The 18,552-nt window shown below is 44.9% G+C and carries 9 protein-coding genes; all 9 read left to right on the top strand.

Annotation, left to right across the window (positions count from 1 at the left end; genetic code table 11):
* Positions 1-14 precede the first annotated feature (14 nt).
* The 9 genes from R7P35_RS13640 to R7P35_RS13600 all read left to right on the top strand — a co-directional run bounded on the left by R7P35_RS13640 (position 15) and on the right by R7P35_RS13600 (position 18,523).
* Positions 15-239: a hypothetical protein gene (locus R7P35_RS13640; protein ID WP_020840883.1), complete on the top strand. Its 225-nt coding sequence runs from the start codon at positions 15-17 to the stop codon at positions 237-239.
* Complete coding sequence (locus R7P35_RS13635; protein WP_053318068.1) at positions 239-1,849, top strand: hypothetical protein; 1,611 nt, start codon at positions 239-241, stop codon at positions 1,847-1,849. Before R7P35_RS13640 ends, R7P35_RS13635 begins: the two co-directional genes overlap by 1 nt.
* Positions 1,850-4,267, top strand: a complete 2,418-nt coding sequence (locus tag R7P35_RS13630; RefSeq protein ID WP_079879343.1) for a phage tail tip protein — start codon at positions 1,850-1,852, stop codon at positions 4,265-4,267.
* A gap of 62 nt (positions 4,268-4,329) precedes the next feature.
* Positions 4,330-4,746, top strand: a complete 417-nt coding sequence (locus tag R7P35_RS13625) for a hypothetical protein (RefSeq protein WP_025507223.1) — start codon at positions 4,330-4,332, stop codon at positions 4,744-4,746.
* A complete protein-coding gene (locus R7P35_RS13620; RefSeq protein WP_021454682.1) occupies positions 4,739-5,416 on the top strand; it encodes a hypothetical protein in 678 nt (225 codons plus the stop codon). Before R7P35_RS13625 ends, R7P35_RS13620 begins: the two co-directional genes overlap by 8 nt.
* A gap of 19 nt (positions 5,417-5,435) precedes the next feature.
* Positions 5,436-5,942 (top strand): hypothetical protein, encoded by a 507-nt coding sequence (locus R7P35_RS13615; RefSeq protein WP_025558175.1) that lies wholly within the window; start codon positions 5,436-5,438, stop codon positions 5,940-5,942.
* 9 nt (positions 5,943-5,951) lie between these two features.
* Entirely contained in the window at positions 5,952-6,212 is a 261-nt protein-coding gene (locus tag R7P35_RS13610) for a hypothetical protein (RefSeq protein WP_021454663.1), read from the top strand.
* Between the two features lie 11 nt (positions 6,213-6,223).
* A complete protein-coding gene (locus R7P35_RS13605; protein ID WP_318092204.1) occupies positions 6,224-7,975 on the top strand; it encodes a hypothetical protein in 1,752 nt (583 codons plus the stop codon).
* Between the two features lie 90 nt (positions 7,976-8,065).
* Entirely contained in the window at positions 8,066-18,523 is a 10,458-nt protein-coding gene (locus R7P35_RS13600) for a PLxRFG domain-containing protein (RefSeq protein WP_318092202.1), read from the top strand.
* The last annotated feature ends 29 nt before the right edge of the window (positions 18,524-18,552 follow it).

Raw genomic sequence — 18,552 nt, 5'->3', positions numbered from 1 at the left:
GAAAGGGGCGAAAGATGTTAGAGAAGTTACTAAACAACAATCCACTAGGCGTTGTGATGTTGTGTGCTTCGATAGTTGGGACTGGCTATGTGATGAATTATCGCTTGAACAGTATCGAGACGACTCAACAAAACATTGGCACTGATGTAAAAGATATTCGCCAAGATATAAGCGCTCTACAGGCCGATGTTGCTGGCTTGAAAGCCGTTGCTGATTACAAAGAGAGAGCAGGTAAATAATGCCTAGAATTAACGTCGCTACTTTCTTTGGAGAACGGCCAAAACAGACGCCGAGACTCCTACCAAATGAATATGCTACAAAAGCGGTAGATTGTCAGTTTCCGGTTGGAAACCTTCAGCCTTACCTTGGCTTGAAGGACACCACTGAAAGCTTAACGGAAAGCCATAGAACGGTTTATAAGTTTTTAGATTGGTGGTTCAAGTGGAAAACTGATGTTGATGTGGTTGTGTCGCCAATTGTTGGTGACCCTTGGAACCGTGTTTATTTTACAAGTGATACCGGAGTTCGTGTTACCAATAACCAGATATTTAATGGTGTTGGTGATCTTCCCGTTGACTCTTATCCATTAGGAGTGCCAGCGCCAGAGCATGGCGTGACAGCAAAAGTAAATGCTCCTGATCCTCTACCAGAAGAAGACGAGGCAACCGACGACGAAACTCGTTTTTATGTCTACACGCTTGTTAGCGAACAAGAAGAGGAAGGGGCGCAATCTCCGATCAGCAATCAAGCTGAAATTAAGTTCCCAGAGAGTACGGTTACGCTGACATTTCAAAGTGAAGGTGTTTTATCCGGCAATATCACTAAACGTCGAATCTATAGAACGTCAACAGAGGGTGGTGTTTCTGACTTCTATCTGGTTGGGGAAATTCCGATTTCACAAAATACGTTTGTGGATGATAAGTCAGCCGATGATCTTGGGTTCCCGCTGGAAAGTGAAAAATACGAAATGCCTAACAAAAAGCTACGGTTTTTAACCCTAATGCCTAACGGAATTATGGCTGGTGGCTATGACCGAACTGTTTGTTTTAGTGAGCCGTATTTGCTTCACGCATGGCCTGTAGATTATCAGCTCACAACAGAGCACGAAATCGTAGCAATGGAATCAGTGAGCAATATGCTATTGGTTGGCACGAAAGGTTACCCTTGGGTGTTCCAAGGTATCACCAGTGATGCGATCAGTGGGCGAAAGCTTGAGTCTATGCAAGCGTGTGTTTCCAAGCGCTCTATGAGAAATATCGACAACCTAATTATCTATGCGTCTCCTCATGGCCTTTGTGCGTTCACTGGTCAAGACGTTGAGCTAATTACCAAAGATATTATTGACTCTAAGCAGTGGGAAGCATTGGAGCCAGAAACCATTGAAGCTTACTACTACGATGGAAAGTATTTGGCTTTTTACGGAAAGGCGCTTGATAAGTCGTTCATATTCGACCCTAAAACGGGTGGCATTACGTTCCATTCTCTAGGTTCAAACCTTGGATTTACTGACTTAGTGACAGGTACGCTTTATGTTCGAAGCGAAGATGGAACAAAATTGGCTGAATGGAACAAGGGCCAACCTAAAGCGTATGTTTGGCGTTCTAAAGAGTATTACGCCATGTATCCAACACTTAGTACGCTGTATATCCGAGCGGAAGATCCGGCATTGGTTGGAATGAAAATTATCGTTGATGGAGTCGTCATCAAAGATTACGAGATAGGTACGTTAACTAATCGACCTATACGCATTCCACCAGCAAGGGGCAACTCATGGCAATTTGAAGTTTATGGCACTGGAATATTAGAAGAGGTGATCATTGCTTCTAGTATGGCAGAGGTTTACGGGTAAATGGCAGTTCGTACATTACAAGGCGGCAAAAAGCTAAAGGGTAAATTCCAATCTATTCCCCACAAGAAAGGAAGTGACGCTGTAATGGATGCAGTTGCCGACAACTTGGAACAGTTGATCGGTATGCGTGGCGAGGGCGGCAAAAAAGCCGTCCTTTGGGAAGATATGAAAAAGCTCGGTTTTGCTGACTACAGAAACGGTAAATTACAGAGCACAATTAATATCCCAAGTTCGGACGGCGGTAGTGGTGATCCGATTGTTGGTGAGGAAGTTCAGACGCCAACTACACCACAAAACTTAGTGGTTAAATCTGGCTTTGGTATCGCACTGCTTTCGTGGGATACCGCGCCATATAAAGGCCATGCTTACACCGAAATTTATCAAGCAAGAGATAACGTATTTGCAAATGCTATTGTGGTGCAAACAACTCCGTCTAGCGTTGCGTCATTGCCGATTGAGCCTACGGGTGATTATTACTATTGGATCAAGTTCGTAAACCTAAAAGGCGAACGTTCAGCGATTAACTCAATTAATGGTACTCATGCAAAGAGCGTTGTTGACCCTCAATATTACCTTGACCTGATCATTAAGGAGATGGAAGAACATCCCGAACTAATTCCTTTACCGGAGGCATTAGAAGGCATTGATTTTTCATCCATTCCAGACGCAGAAACTATTGAGAATATCGACGTATTATTAGCGGAAGCAGCTATGCAAAACGCTGTAACCGTTGATAAGGAAAGCGCATTTCGCAGAGAAGAGAACCGGACATTAAGGGCCGAGATTGAAACCAACTACTACACAGCAGTTGAAACCGATAAGGCAATGGCGGTTTTAAGAGAGTCGGTTACTTCTCAGATCGAGGAAAACGAGACATCAATTCTTGCTCAGATCAAACGAGAGTACGCAACGAAGGTTGAAGTTGATAGCGCGTTATCGGCATTAAGAGAGTCTGTTAAGTCAGAAATTCAGTCTAATGGGGAGTCAATTCTTGCGCAGGTAGGCCAAGAGTTTGCGACTCAAGTTGAGCTTGATAAGGCTATATCTACAGCCAAGTTAGATCTCGAAACTCAGTTAGGCGATTCGATTTCAAGCATTGAGCAAAACTACGCGACGAACGCCAAGCTAACGTCAGCAATTTCTCAATTAAATACGTCGTTGTCAGCGTCAATTGAAGGAGTTGAGAGCAATCTATCAACCAACTATAAAACGTGGGTTGATACTGAAAAGGCGATCAATATTGCAACCAATTCATTGTCTTCAAAAATTGGAGAGGTTGAGAGTAACTTAGCCAACAACTATTACACTGAAGCGCAAACCGATCAGGCCATTGCTAAATCTGCTTTGACGCTGCAATCATCAATTGACGGTGTTAGCTCGAATCTATCCAAGAACTACTACACAAAGACGCAAACCAATCAGGCGATTAGTACCGAGATTGGAAAAGTTAATGCAACGGTTAACGGCGTTTCATCTTCAGTCACACAGATTAGTGAAGCATTGGCCGATCTTGATGATGGCTATTCTGCGTTGTGGGGCGTTAAAACAAGCATAGGTGGAATGACGGCTAGTGTTGCTCTTATAGCCAAGTCTTCCACTGATACGAGCACAGCAAACGCAGAATTTGTTGTTAAGAACGCAGGGTTTAAGGTCGCTTACGACAAGAATACTGGTGGTACAGGTAGCAACAGCATCGTTCCGGTTTTTGGCACTATCAAAAACCCAGCCTATCAGGATTGGGTTAACGGCGGTCAAGTTGGTACAGCTCCGCCAAAATATGTACTCGCAATCGACACTGCATCAATCAAGGTTGCAGACATTAGAGATCTGGTTGCTGGCGATGTAGTGGCAACAAGCGTGCAAGCAAATACAGTGATCGCAAACGTAACGTTACGAGCGTCAACGATTAATGACCCGAACAGCAAGTTCTATGTGAGCGCGGCTGGTGTGGCAAAAATGGTTGATGCTGATGTTTCGGGGAAAATTACCGCGACTTCTGGTGTGCTAAGGAACGTTACGATTACTGATTCTTGCGATATTCAAGGTCGTCTCAATGTTAATCAGATCGTTGGTGATGTAATAAAACCTTATCCGTACACGGTTATGAAGACAGAAAGTACTACAGGACTAATTCAGACGCTCTACTCAGTAAATATTCCAATGGCTACTTGGGATCGTGAGGTTGTTTGGGGGAGTGTGTATGTGACTACGTTCGGTGCATGGTTTGATTTTTTAATTAATGATGAGGTTGTTCATAGTCAAGATGTTGGTGGTATGAGCGCTCAAAACTCACCGATCTGGCGGCATAGTCTTCCGGCTGGTAAGGCTTATAAGGTTAGTTTGCGCGCAAGAAACCACGAAAACAATTCTTGGCATGTGTGGAACTCATCTGGATTAGTGCTCACCTACAAAGCTTAGGTTTAGTGCTTTTGGAATTGCGCCATTTTGTTAAGGTGCTCTAGATCGTTCAGGGGTAAAAAGTGCGGTTCGCTAAAGTTGATCACAACAATTATATCTACATGCTTGTGAGAAAGCTTGTTTACGTGGCTGGTCGTGATGATTTGCCGGATTTGCCGAAAGAGGTGATCAGTAAGTTGGATAGTGGTGATGCACACTTGTTTGTTGGTGAGCGTTGTGGCGCAGTTTTGGAGGTGACGCACGAAGATAACGAGATAGTTATGTATGTGGTTTTTGGATGGTCTGATAACGGGCATGGCATATCAGATTACATCAATGCGTACTATCAACTTGCTAAAGATGTGGGTGCAGAAAAGATTGTTTCATTGGCTCGAAGAGCAGGTGTGTACAGGCTTTGGCGCGCTCACGGATTTAAAAAAGTAGGGTACAATGAGCAAGGTTTAATCAGGTTTGAGAAAAGGCTGGTAAACAATGGGTAAAGGGCCAGAAAAAGCAAAACCAACTGCCGATCAGATTGCAGCAGCAGAGGTGGCGGCTAAAGAGTGGAATAGATATCAAGAGGTGTTTGTTCCAATTGAAAACGAATATATGCGTATCACCGAAAAAATGGGGGACGAGGCAAACTACGAGAAAATAGCAGGAGCGGCCAATACAACGTCGAATAGTGCAACGAGTTCGGCTGTCAATCAGACTCAAAAACAATTGTCGGCATCTGGCTTTAATCCAAGTTCAGGTAAGGCGTCTAGCGCTTCAAACGACATAATCTCAGGCTCCAATGCCAACGAGGTGCAAACTACTGCGCAAGGCCAACACAACGTAACCGAGCGTTTTACTGGCAATCTTCAAAACGTAGTTGCAATGGGGCGAGGTCAGGCGACTCAAGCCACGGCAGGGCTTAACGATATCGCGGCGGCGTCAGCGCGTAAGGCCAACCAAGCTGCAATTGATGAAGCTAACGCCGTATCTATTCCGGCGGCGGTTGCTGGCGCTGGTGCCTCTTTACTTACTGGCACCGATACAGGCAAAGAGATGCTATCAAGCGCTGGACAGGGATTAAGTAATTACTTCAAACCAGATACTTACAAAAGTATGAAATCAGACGATGGCTTTGCGCCAATGGGCGGCGCTAGTTCATACGGTTTAAGTTAAACGTTAGGAGAAAATAATCATGCCTCAAGAGGGTGAATTAGGTTATTACAATCCAAATACTGGCAGTTCAGCCGCGCCAGCCACAACCGCTCCAACCGCCAGTGTTAAAAGCGATAATCTTTCAAACATGATGGTTAACGCTTCTGGTAATCCTGAATACATATACGCGAATCTTACGAGAAAGCAGTACGAAGATTATCTAAAGCGCTTCCAGCAATATGAGAATCAACTTATCGATCTTGCTATGACCGATAAGTTGTTAAATAAGCAGTTAGATAGAAATAACGCAAATGCCACGAAGAACTTAGAACAAGCCAATATCAATGCTGCAAATGCAACTAGAAAGTATGGTTTAGGTGATCTTCGAACTGATCAGCAAAAACGAAACTTGGAAATGAATAACGCGCTTGCGCTAGCTTCAACTAATAACAACACTCGCCAAGCTATAAACGATTTACAAGTCGGATTGATGACGGGTGTTTCGTCAGGAAGCAGAAACTTAATTAACTCAGTTGGTGGAGTTTAGGGGGTTAATATGGGATACGGTCTAATTGATATTGGTCGAAATAACGCGAGAAGTTCGCTTGATACTTATAGAAATCTTTCTAACCAAGAGCAACAGCGCAAACAAGTGAACGAGCAGCTTAAACAGCAATACAAGCAAGGTATTGCGTCAGGTATCGGTACTGGTGCAACTCTAGGTGCAACAATTGGTAGTGTTGTACCTGTCGTTGGTACTGTTGCTGGTGGTGCAATTGGTGCCGTTCTTGGTGGTCTAGCTGCGTCGTTTTTTTAGAGGTTTTTTTCATGGCAAACGTTATTGGTAGTTTTAATGAAGGCGTTCGAGTTGGTGCAGGATTAATTGACCTACACAACCGCCAGCAAGATCGTGAGTTGTGGAGACAGGAGCACAACGAAGACCGAGAACGAAAGAAAATCTTGCAACAGCGAGAAGATATTCGTTGGCAGCAAGGGCTTGAAGATCGAGAACAACAAAAGTTACAGCGTAAAGATGATCTAGATTGGCAAGCCAAAAGCCGAAAACAACAAGAAAAGCAGTGGGCGCAAGCAGAGCTTACATTTAAGCAGCAACAGGAAGAATATAACCATAAGAAAACACTTATGGAACGCCAAGAAGGTTTTCAAACAATCTTCCTTCCAGCGATTGATAAGGCGATTGCCAGCGGCGATTTTTCCTTAATGGAGACGCCGGAGTTTGCAGATTATGTAGCTAAAAACCCTCAATTTGATGTGAACAACATTCTTGGTAGTGATGCTGGCAAGGCTTTAGGTGAGGCGGCGACTTTGTTCAACAAAATGGCACAAGGTGAAATGCCAGCAGAAAATGACCCAATGTTGATCAATGCAGTGGAAACATTGATGCCTGAAATCACCAAGGCAAAAGGTTTACCTACGATCTACACGGATAAGGATGGTAAGCAACATCAAATAGTTGAGAGAAAAGTTTCGGCAGTTCGAATCACTCAAGGCGGTGGCGCAGTTATTGAGCAAGATCTAACTCTTGATAATGGCAAAACTGTCACAGTTCCGGTTACTCAAAACCGAACAAGCAAGCCAGATGACAATATCTTAGTTGTGCCATTGTCGGAGTTTAGTAACCGAATGAAAACCATGATTGATACTCGTCAGCATTTAAACCGTGAAGAGTTGAACAACTGGCGTCAACTTCAAACAGGTCGATCTCTGAACTTCGATGAAAATGGCAATGTTGTATATGGTGGTCGCTCAGGCCGTTCTAGTCGATCTGGCTCTAGTGGTTCATCTTCTTCAATGGCTCAATTGGCGAAGCAACAGCTATCTGAACAAAACGGAATTAATAGTAAGTATGATGAACAGATTGCCAAACTTGACCGCAATATGTTCGATAAGGAACAAGATTATCAGGCTGAAATTGATCGCTTGAATCGAGAAAGGGAGAAGGCACTAGAGCGTCATACGATGATGTATTTGCCACTAACAGGTTATGATCCTCAATATTTAACCAAGGAACAAGCGCAAAATATGGCAAGAAAACGAGCGCAAGCGTTTGTTGAGTCATATCCTGATTATGAGTTCAAAGCGGGCAGCAAAGCGCAACTTCAGTCTTATCTAATGGAAAACCCAGCCGCGACGCCTGATCAGGTAAATAAGGCTATTCAAGAGATGATTAAAAGTAAAGATATCATCAAGAAAAAGCCATCTAATGAAACGCTGATAAGCGAGTCTCAAGAGTTCACCAATAGCGAGAAGAAGGCCGCCGGACAGACAGAAGGTGAACCGTCAAATCAAGGCGAGTTAGAGGCTTTACGAGAGGAAATCCTAAACTCTGATGGAACTTATCAAGAAAAGCTTGCAGCAATTAAGGCAGCGAACTTGAGTCCTGAAGAACAACAACAGGCAATGGATTGGCTTAACTATAGTGGCTTTTATAGCGCAGCCGATAAGCTAACAAGTAACGCCAGAGATAACTTAAAAACTCAGGCTCAACGAGTAGAAGAGCAGCGTAAAAATGCTCTACCAGCCGCACGCTACATGGCATTAGGTTTGGCTAATTGTTAATTCATCGAACGTAAACAAAAATCCCCAATCGGTGCGGTTGGGGTTATACTTCCCCTGTCTATTTCCTATGCAGAATAAGAGGGGATACCGATGGATTTCAGAGAGGCGATGCGTCTAGTTGAGGAAAGGGAACGCAATCAAAACACATCAACGTTTGGTGACGTTGTTGATATGGCTCAACAAGGCGCTTTGCAAACTTTGGCTGGTGCTGCGAATTTCGTTGGTGCAGAAAAGGCAGCAAGTTCATTAGAGAATTGGGCTAATGAGCAATACGAAACCTTATCGCCTGAAATGCGCGAAGCCATGGCGAAAGATATCATCAATGATGATATGAGCTTTGGCGAAGGTGCTAAAGATTGGCGTACATGGTTAGGCACAGCATCTAATGTGCTTGGTGGTATGGCTGTAACCATGTTGCCAGCAGGTGCAGCAGGTAAAGCAGCGTCAATGGCAGGTCGAAGCGCTGCGGTGTCCCAAGGTGCCAATGTCGGTACTAACGCACTTCTAAACTTGGCGGCTGGTAACGGTGGTCAAGCCTTAAATGTTCAACGAGAAATCGAGAACATTCCTTATCACGAATTAATGGATTCTCCACAGTTCAAGCGTTATGTGGCCGAAGAAGCGGATAAGAATATCTCTGATGAAGAGGCGCTAAACAACGCTCGTACTCGATTGGCCCAAGAGGTTGGAGATTCGATTAAAACCGACCTTACTCTAGGCATGGTCAACCTGATCGGTGAAACGGTAGGTGATCAGGCAATGGTTAAACTGCTAAAAGGTAGTTTAGGCAAAACAATCAAAGGTGCTATTGGTAAAGGTGTACTTGCTGAAGGTGGCACCGAGGCCGTACAAGGTGGCGTTGAACAATACCGCTCTAACGTTCATACCAACGAAAAGATGGACGTTGAAGGCGACAACTCCGAAGGCGTTGGCGCGGCTGCGCTTGAGTCTGGTTTAGTCGGTGGTTTGATCGGTGGTGGTTTTGGTGCGCCTAGTGGTGTGGCTGGTCGTTACCGTCGTCGTAACTTTGAAAGCAAGATTGAACAAGCGATCAATCCAGAAGTGATTTCGCAATTGCGCTCGGTTGGTAAAACAGATCAAGAGATTGAGGCTCTTCTAAGACCGAAGATTGAGAACCGCGCTCTTTCTATGGGCTTTGATGCTAACGAATCTACGGCTTTAGCACATCAAGCGTTAGGTGCTGCAATGGGTAAAGTGCCACCAGCAGCAGAGCGTCACGCAACGGAAGATCAAGCGGAAGCACAACAAAGTGTTGAGCCACAACAGCCGGAACCAGTACAGCCACAGCAAGCGCAACCACAACAACCAATTTCTGAAGCTGCAAAACAGCAAGAGCAAGCGCCTGTTAATCTGTTCTCTTCAGACAATCATGCCGATCTAATCCGTGACGGCCAGCAAGCTGTCAGCGCAATCAAAACTTGGGAAAAACAAGACCGAGGCAATGATTACGCGAAGCAATTGCGTCAAGACATGAGCCGTTACTTGGCAACTCTTAATACAGATCTATCCATTGAAGAACGTCAAGCGGCGCAGCGTTCAATGAATTCAATTTACAATGAGTTCTTGAGTGCTATTGGACAGAAACAAAAATCACCAGTTGATAATGAAGTTGCTCAAGCAGAAATGTTTGATCCTGAAACTGGCGAAGTAATGGCAGATTCAGAGCTATACCATTCTCAAGATACTCAACGAGATAAGTTTGAATTGAGCCAATCAATTCAACGTGGTGAGCTTGGTTTTGTCGATGAAATTGCAGCGCAAGACGAAAACTTTAAACAAGGCTTGCAACGCGCCATGGAAATCTCGCCAGCAGCAGTGCTTCAGATTGCAAAAGCGCGTCGTGACGGAAGCATGAGCCAAGAGCAAGCGATCAGCGCTTTGCAGCGTGTCATTAACTCCGACGAGCTAAAACAAGTCGATCAGTTACGCCCAACTGATGAAGAGAGTTTTCTGCGTGATCAGCAAGCTCAAGAGCGCAATGCTCAACAGCAACTAGAGAATCGCGGCATTCGAACCAATGGCTATCAACCAAACGTTGAGGAAACGCCAGAGTTTCAACGCAATCAGGCGCGTGTTCTTCAAGGTATGAGACAACAAGCTCAAACCAACTCGTTTGCTGGTGGACATCAACCAAACGGTGAACGTGACGTTACTCCGTTAGCAACGGGTATCGAGAATCAACGAGTTTATGACGCGCCACAAGTTGAGTTTGATCGATGGTCTGACGTTAATCCTAAAGACGTTAATCGTGATGAGCGATTCACCAAGCTAGCGAATGAATATGACCTAAATCCTGTAGAAACAGAGCAGGAGCGTTATCGTGCGCCTTATATAGTTGCTCAAGAGCCTATTTCCGCATCAACCCAAGAGGTCGAACAGCGCCAACCTAATCGCAATGCTCGTATTCAAAAGAAATTTGATAAGCGCGAGTCTCGAGAGGTTGAGTCATACAGTGAAGAGTTGCCACAGACTGGCGACGAGTATGTTTACCAATCTGGTGAAGCTGCAAAACGTTCAGAGCTTGGCCGTCAACTTGGTAAAGCTCAAGCTGAAATCGCAATCAAAGGCCGTCAGAAAGTTAACCGTGAACAACGCATCAAGAACATCTTGGAAGGCAAGGGTACAAAAGATGATCTGAACTGGTTGGACAAAGAAGTAAACGCTCAAGCTGATAGCAAAAAAGCCAAGAAACCTACCCTTAAAATAGGTCAAGGTATTGATGGAGTGGACGTTAAGCGCAGCGGTAATACCACAACGTTGACGCCTAAAGTCGAAAAGTGGAATGCAACTATTGGCGAGAGATCGGTTTACGTCACTCAAGATAAAGAGCTTAAACAGGTACAAATCCGACTAGCGGAACAAGAGGAACCGGTTACTGCTTTTGACTATGGCAAAGGTAGCGATATGCGCTTGATGGATGCTATTGGAAAAGCTAATCAAGCAGCGGATAAATATGTAAGCCTTATTGTAAAAAGCAATGAATCTTACCTTCAGAGCGAAGCAGAAAAAGCCCAAAGCAAAGGTGTTGTTGACCAATCACTTTTAGTCGAAGAACGCGAAAAGACAGCGAAAGCCGTTGATATTTGGCCTAGTGTTGAGCAACGCCTTGATCGCGGTCAAATGCCTACGCCTGAACAAATGAATGTTTTGCAAGATGCTGCGGAATATATCAATTCAGCAGGCAAGATTTACTTTACTGGCAAGCTAGGTGATTTGCTCCGCTTTGGTGACGTTCTGAAAACTCGCTTATCAAAATATGACGCACTACTTAGTGATGAAGAGTTGGAAGGTTTGGATCGCGAGATTTCCGACGCTAAGAAGGCATACCAAGCAAGTGACAGTGACCTTTCTCGCCAACGCGCTACCGCTCGTTTAGGTCGTCTAAACAAAATCAAAGACGGCAAAGGCACTACTGAAGATCTTAAATGGTTACGTTCAGAGATTGAGTCTGAGCGTCGAGGCATTACCACTCCAGAGAAAGCTAAGGACGTAAATCAGACAATTGCAAAAGAACGCTTTGCTAAAGCAAAAACAGGTAAGGCAGATAACCCACGTTATCAAGCGTACTTAGATACTTTGGAAGCGGAAGAGCTTGAATCTATCAATAGCAATGCTGGCTATATGTCTTGGATCACTCATCGTATTGCGGAGTTCCGAGACGAAAACGGAATTAAAAAGGGTGCCGATCTAACTTCTTCACAGCATAAAGAGTTTGATAAGTATCTGCGTGATTATGCTGATCGCCACTTATCTGAACGAGTGAAGTCAGAGCGCGACTCTACGGCGAAAAAAGCTGAGAACAAACCTACACAATTAAAAGCGATTCCGGCCACAATCAGCCGTAAAGCTAAGGGCAAACTCTCTAAAATCTCGACAGCTCAAAAGAAAGTTGAAGCAGCTCAAGAGAACTTAGATGAAGTTGAAATGCAACATTCTACGGATCGTAGTGGTGTTGATATGGCTCATCCACGAGTTAAAGCAGCACAACGCCGACTAAGAACAGCAGAAAAAGCCGAACAAGATGCTTACAACGAGCTTGGTGAAGTCTGGAAAGAGTACCGAGCGAAAGGCGGTAACGAAGCGGTTTGGGATAAGTTTATCAACGAAAACCAAGGCCACCTAGACGCCAACTCTTGGGAAGATTTGAACCTAGATTTTGGTGAAGATGCGGATTCCGATGTGGAAATTCCAGAGATTCCGGCCAAGGTTCCTCCATTTAAAGATTTGTCTAATCCAACCGTTGAAGAGCTGGATGCGCTAATCAACTACAAACAAGCTGAGATCGCTCACTACAAAGCTCGTATTGCTAATGGTGAGAACGGCGAAGCCATGCGCCTACTAATCAATAGACTAGAAGGTGATATTGCCAAATTAGAAGAGCGCAAAACCAATACAAAAGCAGATAAGCAAGAGCCTTCGCTCATTGATACTCTTCAAGCTGTATCAGATAAGTACGCAGAAAACCCAACTTATCGCGTCAAGAGCTACGAGTTAGAACCAGCTTGGAAAGCAGTATCTAAAGCAATGGAAGAAGCTGGCGCGGATACGCACGACTTGTATTCATTCAGCAATTGGATCACTAGCCAATATCAATCAGATCGCCAAAAAGCAATCGACTTGGCAAAAAGCTATCTGAGTGACGACAAGCCAGAGCCAACGCCACCAAAAGGAAGCAAACTAAAATCTAGCAAGACCACCAGCAACGAAACTGATGCGTCTAAAGCTAAAAAAGGCCGTTCTCGCCCAAGTGGAGCGCGTGAATATCTAAAAGCTATCAACGCGCTTCAAAGTGGCGAGTACACCAAGGAAGAGGCAATTGAGCTGATCGATAACTACATTGATGATGTTCCGGCTTTAGAGGAAGAATTTAGCCAATTCACGAAGCCAGCTATCGGCAATTTCTTTGCTCAAATGGGCCAATGGATTGATACAAGCTTGCGTAAAGACGATCTAGTTAAGCGAGCGGTTAAAGATATCGGCAACCAGTTTGCTGCTATTCAGTCTGATGGTGGAATGTTTGTAGTTAAATCACCTTCAGCTATGCGCAACATTCTTTCTGAAATGAGTGATGCTGACTACAACAAGCTTGCTGAGAAACGAAAACAACAAGCACTCGAGCGTGAGCAGGAAGCCGAGCGCAAGAAAAAGGCTTTTGATAATCCTCAAACACTTGATGATTTCCAAGCCTACGCACGAGCTAACGGCGGCACTATTGATGCTTTCAATGACCAGCAGCTAGCCGAGTTTGACCGTCTATACACTGAAAATCAGTTAAGCAAACTAGCAGAGCAAGAAAAGCGCGAACTAGAGCGAAAAGCTGAAGTTAAGGCCGTTGAAACTGACGGGACTATCGAGTTGAGCAAGGTCGATGTTCTCAACGAAGCTAAAGGTGAACAACGCTATGGCGCTGCGTTTAGCGAAGTTGATAGCGATACTTTCAACGATATGAGAGCCAAGGCGAAACAGCTAGGCGGTTGGTACGCACGAGCTTACAAACCTAAAAACTTGCCAGCTCGTTTTGACTTTAAATCTGAACAAGCGCGTGATGATTTCCTATCTGTAATGGGCGGCTTGAACGTGGATCAAAGCGAACGAGTTAAACAACGCGATCAAGAGAAAACGAAGTCGAAAAAAGAGAAGCAAGTTGAAGCTCTACGCGAAAAAGCGGCATCACTACAGGCGAAAGCTGATGAGTCAAACAACGCACAGCGTTTGACTAATACTTCTCGTCGCGCAGCCATGGCAGCAAGCGCAGCGGCACGAGCAGATAAGCAAGAGGCGCAAGCGAATATCTTGCGTAAGATTGCCGATGGCGTTGAATCTGGCGAGTTCCTACTGCTAGGCAACTTGACTGATATCAGCCAGCTTGAAGAACTAACAAGCGTTATGAACCGTGTTAAATGGGATATGCCTGAAGATGTTCGAGAAAAACTAGCGTATCGAGATCAGCAAGGCAACTGGCATTTAAAACCAGAAACTAAGTTTAATCAGGTTGCTCGTTACGTTCGTTTTCCAGCGCCGAAGAGTACGCCAGCGTCACTTGAATACATTGCGCGAGAAATCGAAAACCTAGACGGTTACAAGATGACGGCTAAATCTATTCGAGCAAACATTAAAGGCTTGAAGGAGCACGAGAGCGTTAACTTGAATGGTGCGCGTTGGGATAAAGTTATTCCTAAATTGCGCCAGCTAGCGCGTAGCAAATCAAACACTGTTTACCGTGTCGAGCACATCAACGAGTTATTCAAGTCGCAAGATCGCTTAATTCGCATGGGTATTAAAGGCGATATCACGTTGCGCCAAGCCTTGCGTGAATATGAGCAAGCGAACAACGGAAAAATGTCAACGCAGAAAGAAAAAACACGCTTACAAAAACTCACAGAGAAGATTGAGGAAACTGTACGCGGTAACCGTAATGCGTTTAATGACTTCTTCCCAACTCCTGAAGCAGAAGTGAAAAAGCTCATTGATTTAGCCGATATTAAACCAGGTATGAAAGTGCTAGAGCCAAGTGCTGGTATGGGTCACATTGCCGATCAAATTGCAGCTCTAAATGGCGTAGATCTTGATGTTGGTGAACTTGCTTTCACTCTAAGCGAATTACTTGAAGAGAAGGGGCACAACGTTGTTGCTGGTGATTTCTTGGAATATAACGCTGGTGAAATCTATGACCGCATTGTTATGAATCCTCCATTTAGTAACGATGCAGATATTCACCACATCAACCATGCGCTAACGATGCTAAAAGATGGCGGTAAGTTGGTTGCTATCACTAGCTCAATGGCTGGTAATCGTGGCAACACAACAAATAAAAACTTCCGTCGTTACCTAGATGAAGTTGGTGCAGAAGAGATCAACCTAGACGCTGGCGCATTCAAGAACAGCTTGAACCCTACGAACGTAGCAACAAAGATTATTGTCATTGAAAAACCAGCGAACGATCAGTACGACGATATTCGTTTCAGCAAGACCAGCGAAGTCAACAAAAAGCCTTCCACCAGCCTATCGCCTGAAAAGGTTACTCAAGCCGCTCAAGATTGGATTAACCAATACGACGGTTTGAAAGGTGCGAATGTAATGGTTGTGCCAACTATGGCCGATCTGCATGAACTGGTTGAAACTGAATCCAATGCGATTGTTAAAGGCGTATGGTTGTCCGGTGATAACCGTGTTGTGCTGGTGGCAGAAAACTTGGAAAACGTTGCTGACGTTCGCCGCACTTTGCGCCATGAGTTTATTGCTCACAATGGCCTATACGCAAACCTAGACGTTGCTCAACAAGCGCAGTTAACCAAGAAGGTCAACAGCCTACGAAACGTTAACTCTTTGAAAGGCATCTTTGCCGAGGTTGATAAATCATATCGAACCGCACCGGAAGACGTAAAAGCGGAAGAGGTGATCGCTAAGATTGCAGAAACAGAGTCTAGCGTTTCTCAACGAATCTTAGACAAAGTGTTGTCTTGGGTGCTTGGTGCATTGCGTCGTTCTGGCATTTTGAGTGCAGAGAAAATCACGCTTTCCGAAGTGCGCAACATGATCAACAACGTGGATAGCGACCTTCGAAAACCTAACGGAATGACCACGCTTTCTAACGTTGTGCGCTTTAGCCAAACAATCTCAAGCATGGATGAGGATTTGGCGCAGCAAGGCGATCCAATTGTGAGCATTGCTGATGCGTTGGCAGCGAAGAATGAGAGTTTCTACAAGCAAATGCTTGGCAAGATCAACGTTCCATTTATTAGCAAGCAGTTTGATGCGCTTAAAAATGGTGGTTGGGCGTTGTTAAACCTACGCCAAATGGCTGAAGTAGGTAGAAAACGAGTAAGCCGTGAGGTTGGCAACATTCTTGAGTCGTATGTAAACAACAAAGATTTGTTTACTACACGCAAAACAGACTTGATTGAGAAAGTTCACAAACAAGCTGATGCCTTGAATAAGTTCCGTAAGGATAAGCCACAAGACGCCGAAGCTACCTTTAGTTTGTTGCACGATGCGACGTTGGCCGATGTTGACCCGTCAAAAGAGTATGTTGACCAAACTGATGAGAAGAAAGCGCTACTCAAAACACTAGCGAAGCTTTACCAAGAGTACGGCGGTTCGCAAACTAAGCGCGGTTCTGAAATTTGGCAAGAACGCCAAGCGCTAGAGCGTGAGATTAAGAACGAGCCGAAACTAAGACTTAAACACAAGGCATTACGCGAGAAGTTCCTACAGCTTTCGCCAGATGCTCAAAAAGTCTTTACCGATGTGCGCGATCACTACATTAGCCAACGCGAGGAAATGGATAAGGCGCTAGAAGAGCGCATTACTGATCTTGCCATGGCTGGTAACAAACGAGCAGGTGAGAACACTTACCATCGTTACATGATGGAAAAATCACGCCTTGGTTTCTATGTTCCGTTGGCGCGTTTTGGTAACTACTGGATCGATGCTGTTGACCCAAGCGGTGAGCGTGTATTCCAAATGTATGAGACTGAAAACGCCATGATGAAAGACGTTAAAAAGCTTCAGGCGGCTGGCTACAAGGTTCAGGATGATAAGAATGCGAACTTAGAAGTTGGACAAGTGCGCTTTGGTCTAAAAATCCAAGAGAGTCGCGGCCTAAATGGTGCTAGCGCGTCATTCGTGAGCGATATTATTAAGGCGATCTCAGGTGCGCAAACTAACGACAAGGTGAAAGATCAGTTAACTGATGAAATCTACCAAATGTATTTGCAAACCATGCCTGATCGTTCAATTCGTAAATCATTCATTCACCGTAAAGGTGTGGCTGGTTATTCAGAAGATGCGGCTCGTGTGCTAGCAGATCAGGGTGTTCGCCAAGCGAACCAACAAGCGCGACTAGAAACAGAGAAGCGCTTCACCGATCTAATGGAAGAGTTGAAGATTGCTACGGATAAGAGCAATAACGTTTCGGCGTCACGCTTGTATAACGAAATGGTTAAGCGTCACGAATGGATGATGAACCCACAACGCGCACAATGGGCGCAAGCGCTAACTGGTTTTGGGTTCTTCTGGCAAATCGGTATTTCACCAGCGTCAGCGATGATCAACTTATCCCAAAACTGGCAGATTGCTTTGCCTTACATTGGCTCACGTTTTGGTTTTAAGGAAACAGCGGCGGAAATGGCAAGTCTATCGGGCCTATTTGCTAAGACGTTCGTTGCTAAAAAATCAAAAGCTGGCTTGCGTGGTGATATGGACATGACCAACGGCATTTTGGGAGACGTACTTAACCAAGAAGAGAGAGAGGCGTTACGCCACGCGATCAAAATTGGTGCTATCGACGTAACTCAAATGGCCGACTTAACAGGTATGGCAGAGCAAGAGTCGTCAAACTATACGGGTAAATGGGCGAAAGCGCAGCAACTAATCGGTGCGCCTTTCCATTGGGCCGAAGTAATGAACCGTGAGGTTTGTTTTATCACTGCTTACCGTATGGCGAAGAAGAACGGACTAAGCAAACAAGAGTCACTTGATTACGCAACTAAAGCGACTTGGGATAGTCACTTTGACTATTCGAGCCGTAACCGTGCTCGATTCATGCAAGGTGACGTTGCGGCGGTAGCATTGCAGTTCAAGCAGTACAGCCAAAACATGACTTACTACTTGTTTAGCCGTTTCTTTGATTCAATTAAGGGCGAAACGCCAGAGGTGAGAAAGGAAGCGCGTAAGCAGTTGCTTGGCACATTTGCCGTTACGTTTGCCATTGGCGGTCTAAACGCTCTACCAGTCGCTACAATCGCGGCAATTGCTAATATGGCCTATGCAGTGGCAGGTGATGACAATGAGCCTTGGGATGCAGAGACAGAGCTAAAATCGCTACTTGCTAAGACGTTCGGTGAAGATATTGCGAAAGGCTTGTACTACGGTTCAATGCCTAGCGTTTCAAGCCGAATCAACATTGATTTGCTTCGCCTTTGGGTACAAGAATCAGACGCACAAGATAGCGTTGGTGTTGCTGAAAACATTCTTCAACAGGCGGCAGGTGCATCATTTGGTATTGCTGTATCTTGGGCGCGTGGTTTGGACTACATGACAGAAGGCCAGTATTTGCGCGGCGTAGAATACATGACTCCAAAATGGATTAAGGACGTGTTTAGAACTGCGCGATACGCTTCAGAAGGTGGCACTGTCACAAACCGAAATGGTGAAATTATCATTGATGATGTGACATTGTTTGAACATGCTCAACAAGCGCTTGGTTTTACTCCGGCTCGACTTGTTCAGCAGTACGACTCAAACAGCGCATTGAAAGGCTACGAACGTCAAGTTACTCGCCGTCGTCAAAGCTTAATGAATGCTTACTGGCTGGCGGTACGCACTAAGGACAATGATGGACGTAAAAGCGTGCTTAACAATATCCGTGAGTTCAACCGCTCGGAATGGGGCCGACAAAACCCGATCACCAACGAAGTTTTAAGCCGTTCGGTGAAGCAACATTTCAAAATGGCGAGTAAATCACAGAATGGTGCGCACTATAATCAAAAATATATGAAGTTGCTGCAAGAGCAACAGAGTTGGTAGCATTAATGGAGTGCTTAGAAAAGAAGTAT

The sequence above is a fragment of the Vibrio sp. Vb0304 genome (assembly GCF_033338995.1).
In the GTDB taxonomy this organism is placed as follows: Bacteria; Pseudomonadota; Gammaproteobacteria; order Enterobacterales; family Vibrionaceae; genus Vibrio; species Vibrio alginolyticus.
The sequence above is the reverse complement of the archived record's forward strand: the minus strand, read 5'-3'. Positions and strand labels throughout refer to the sequence as shown.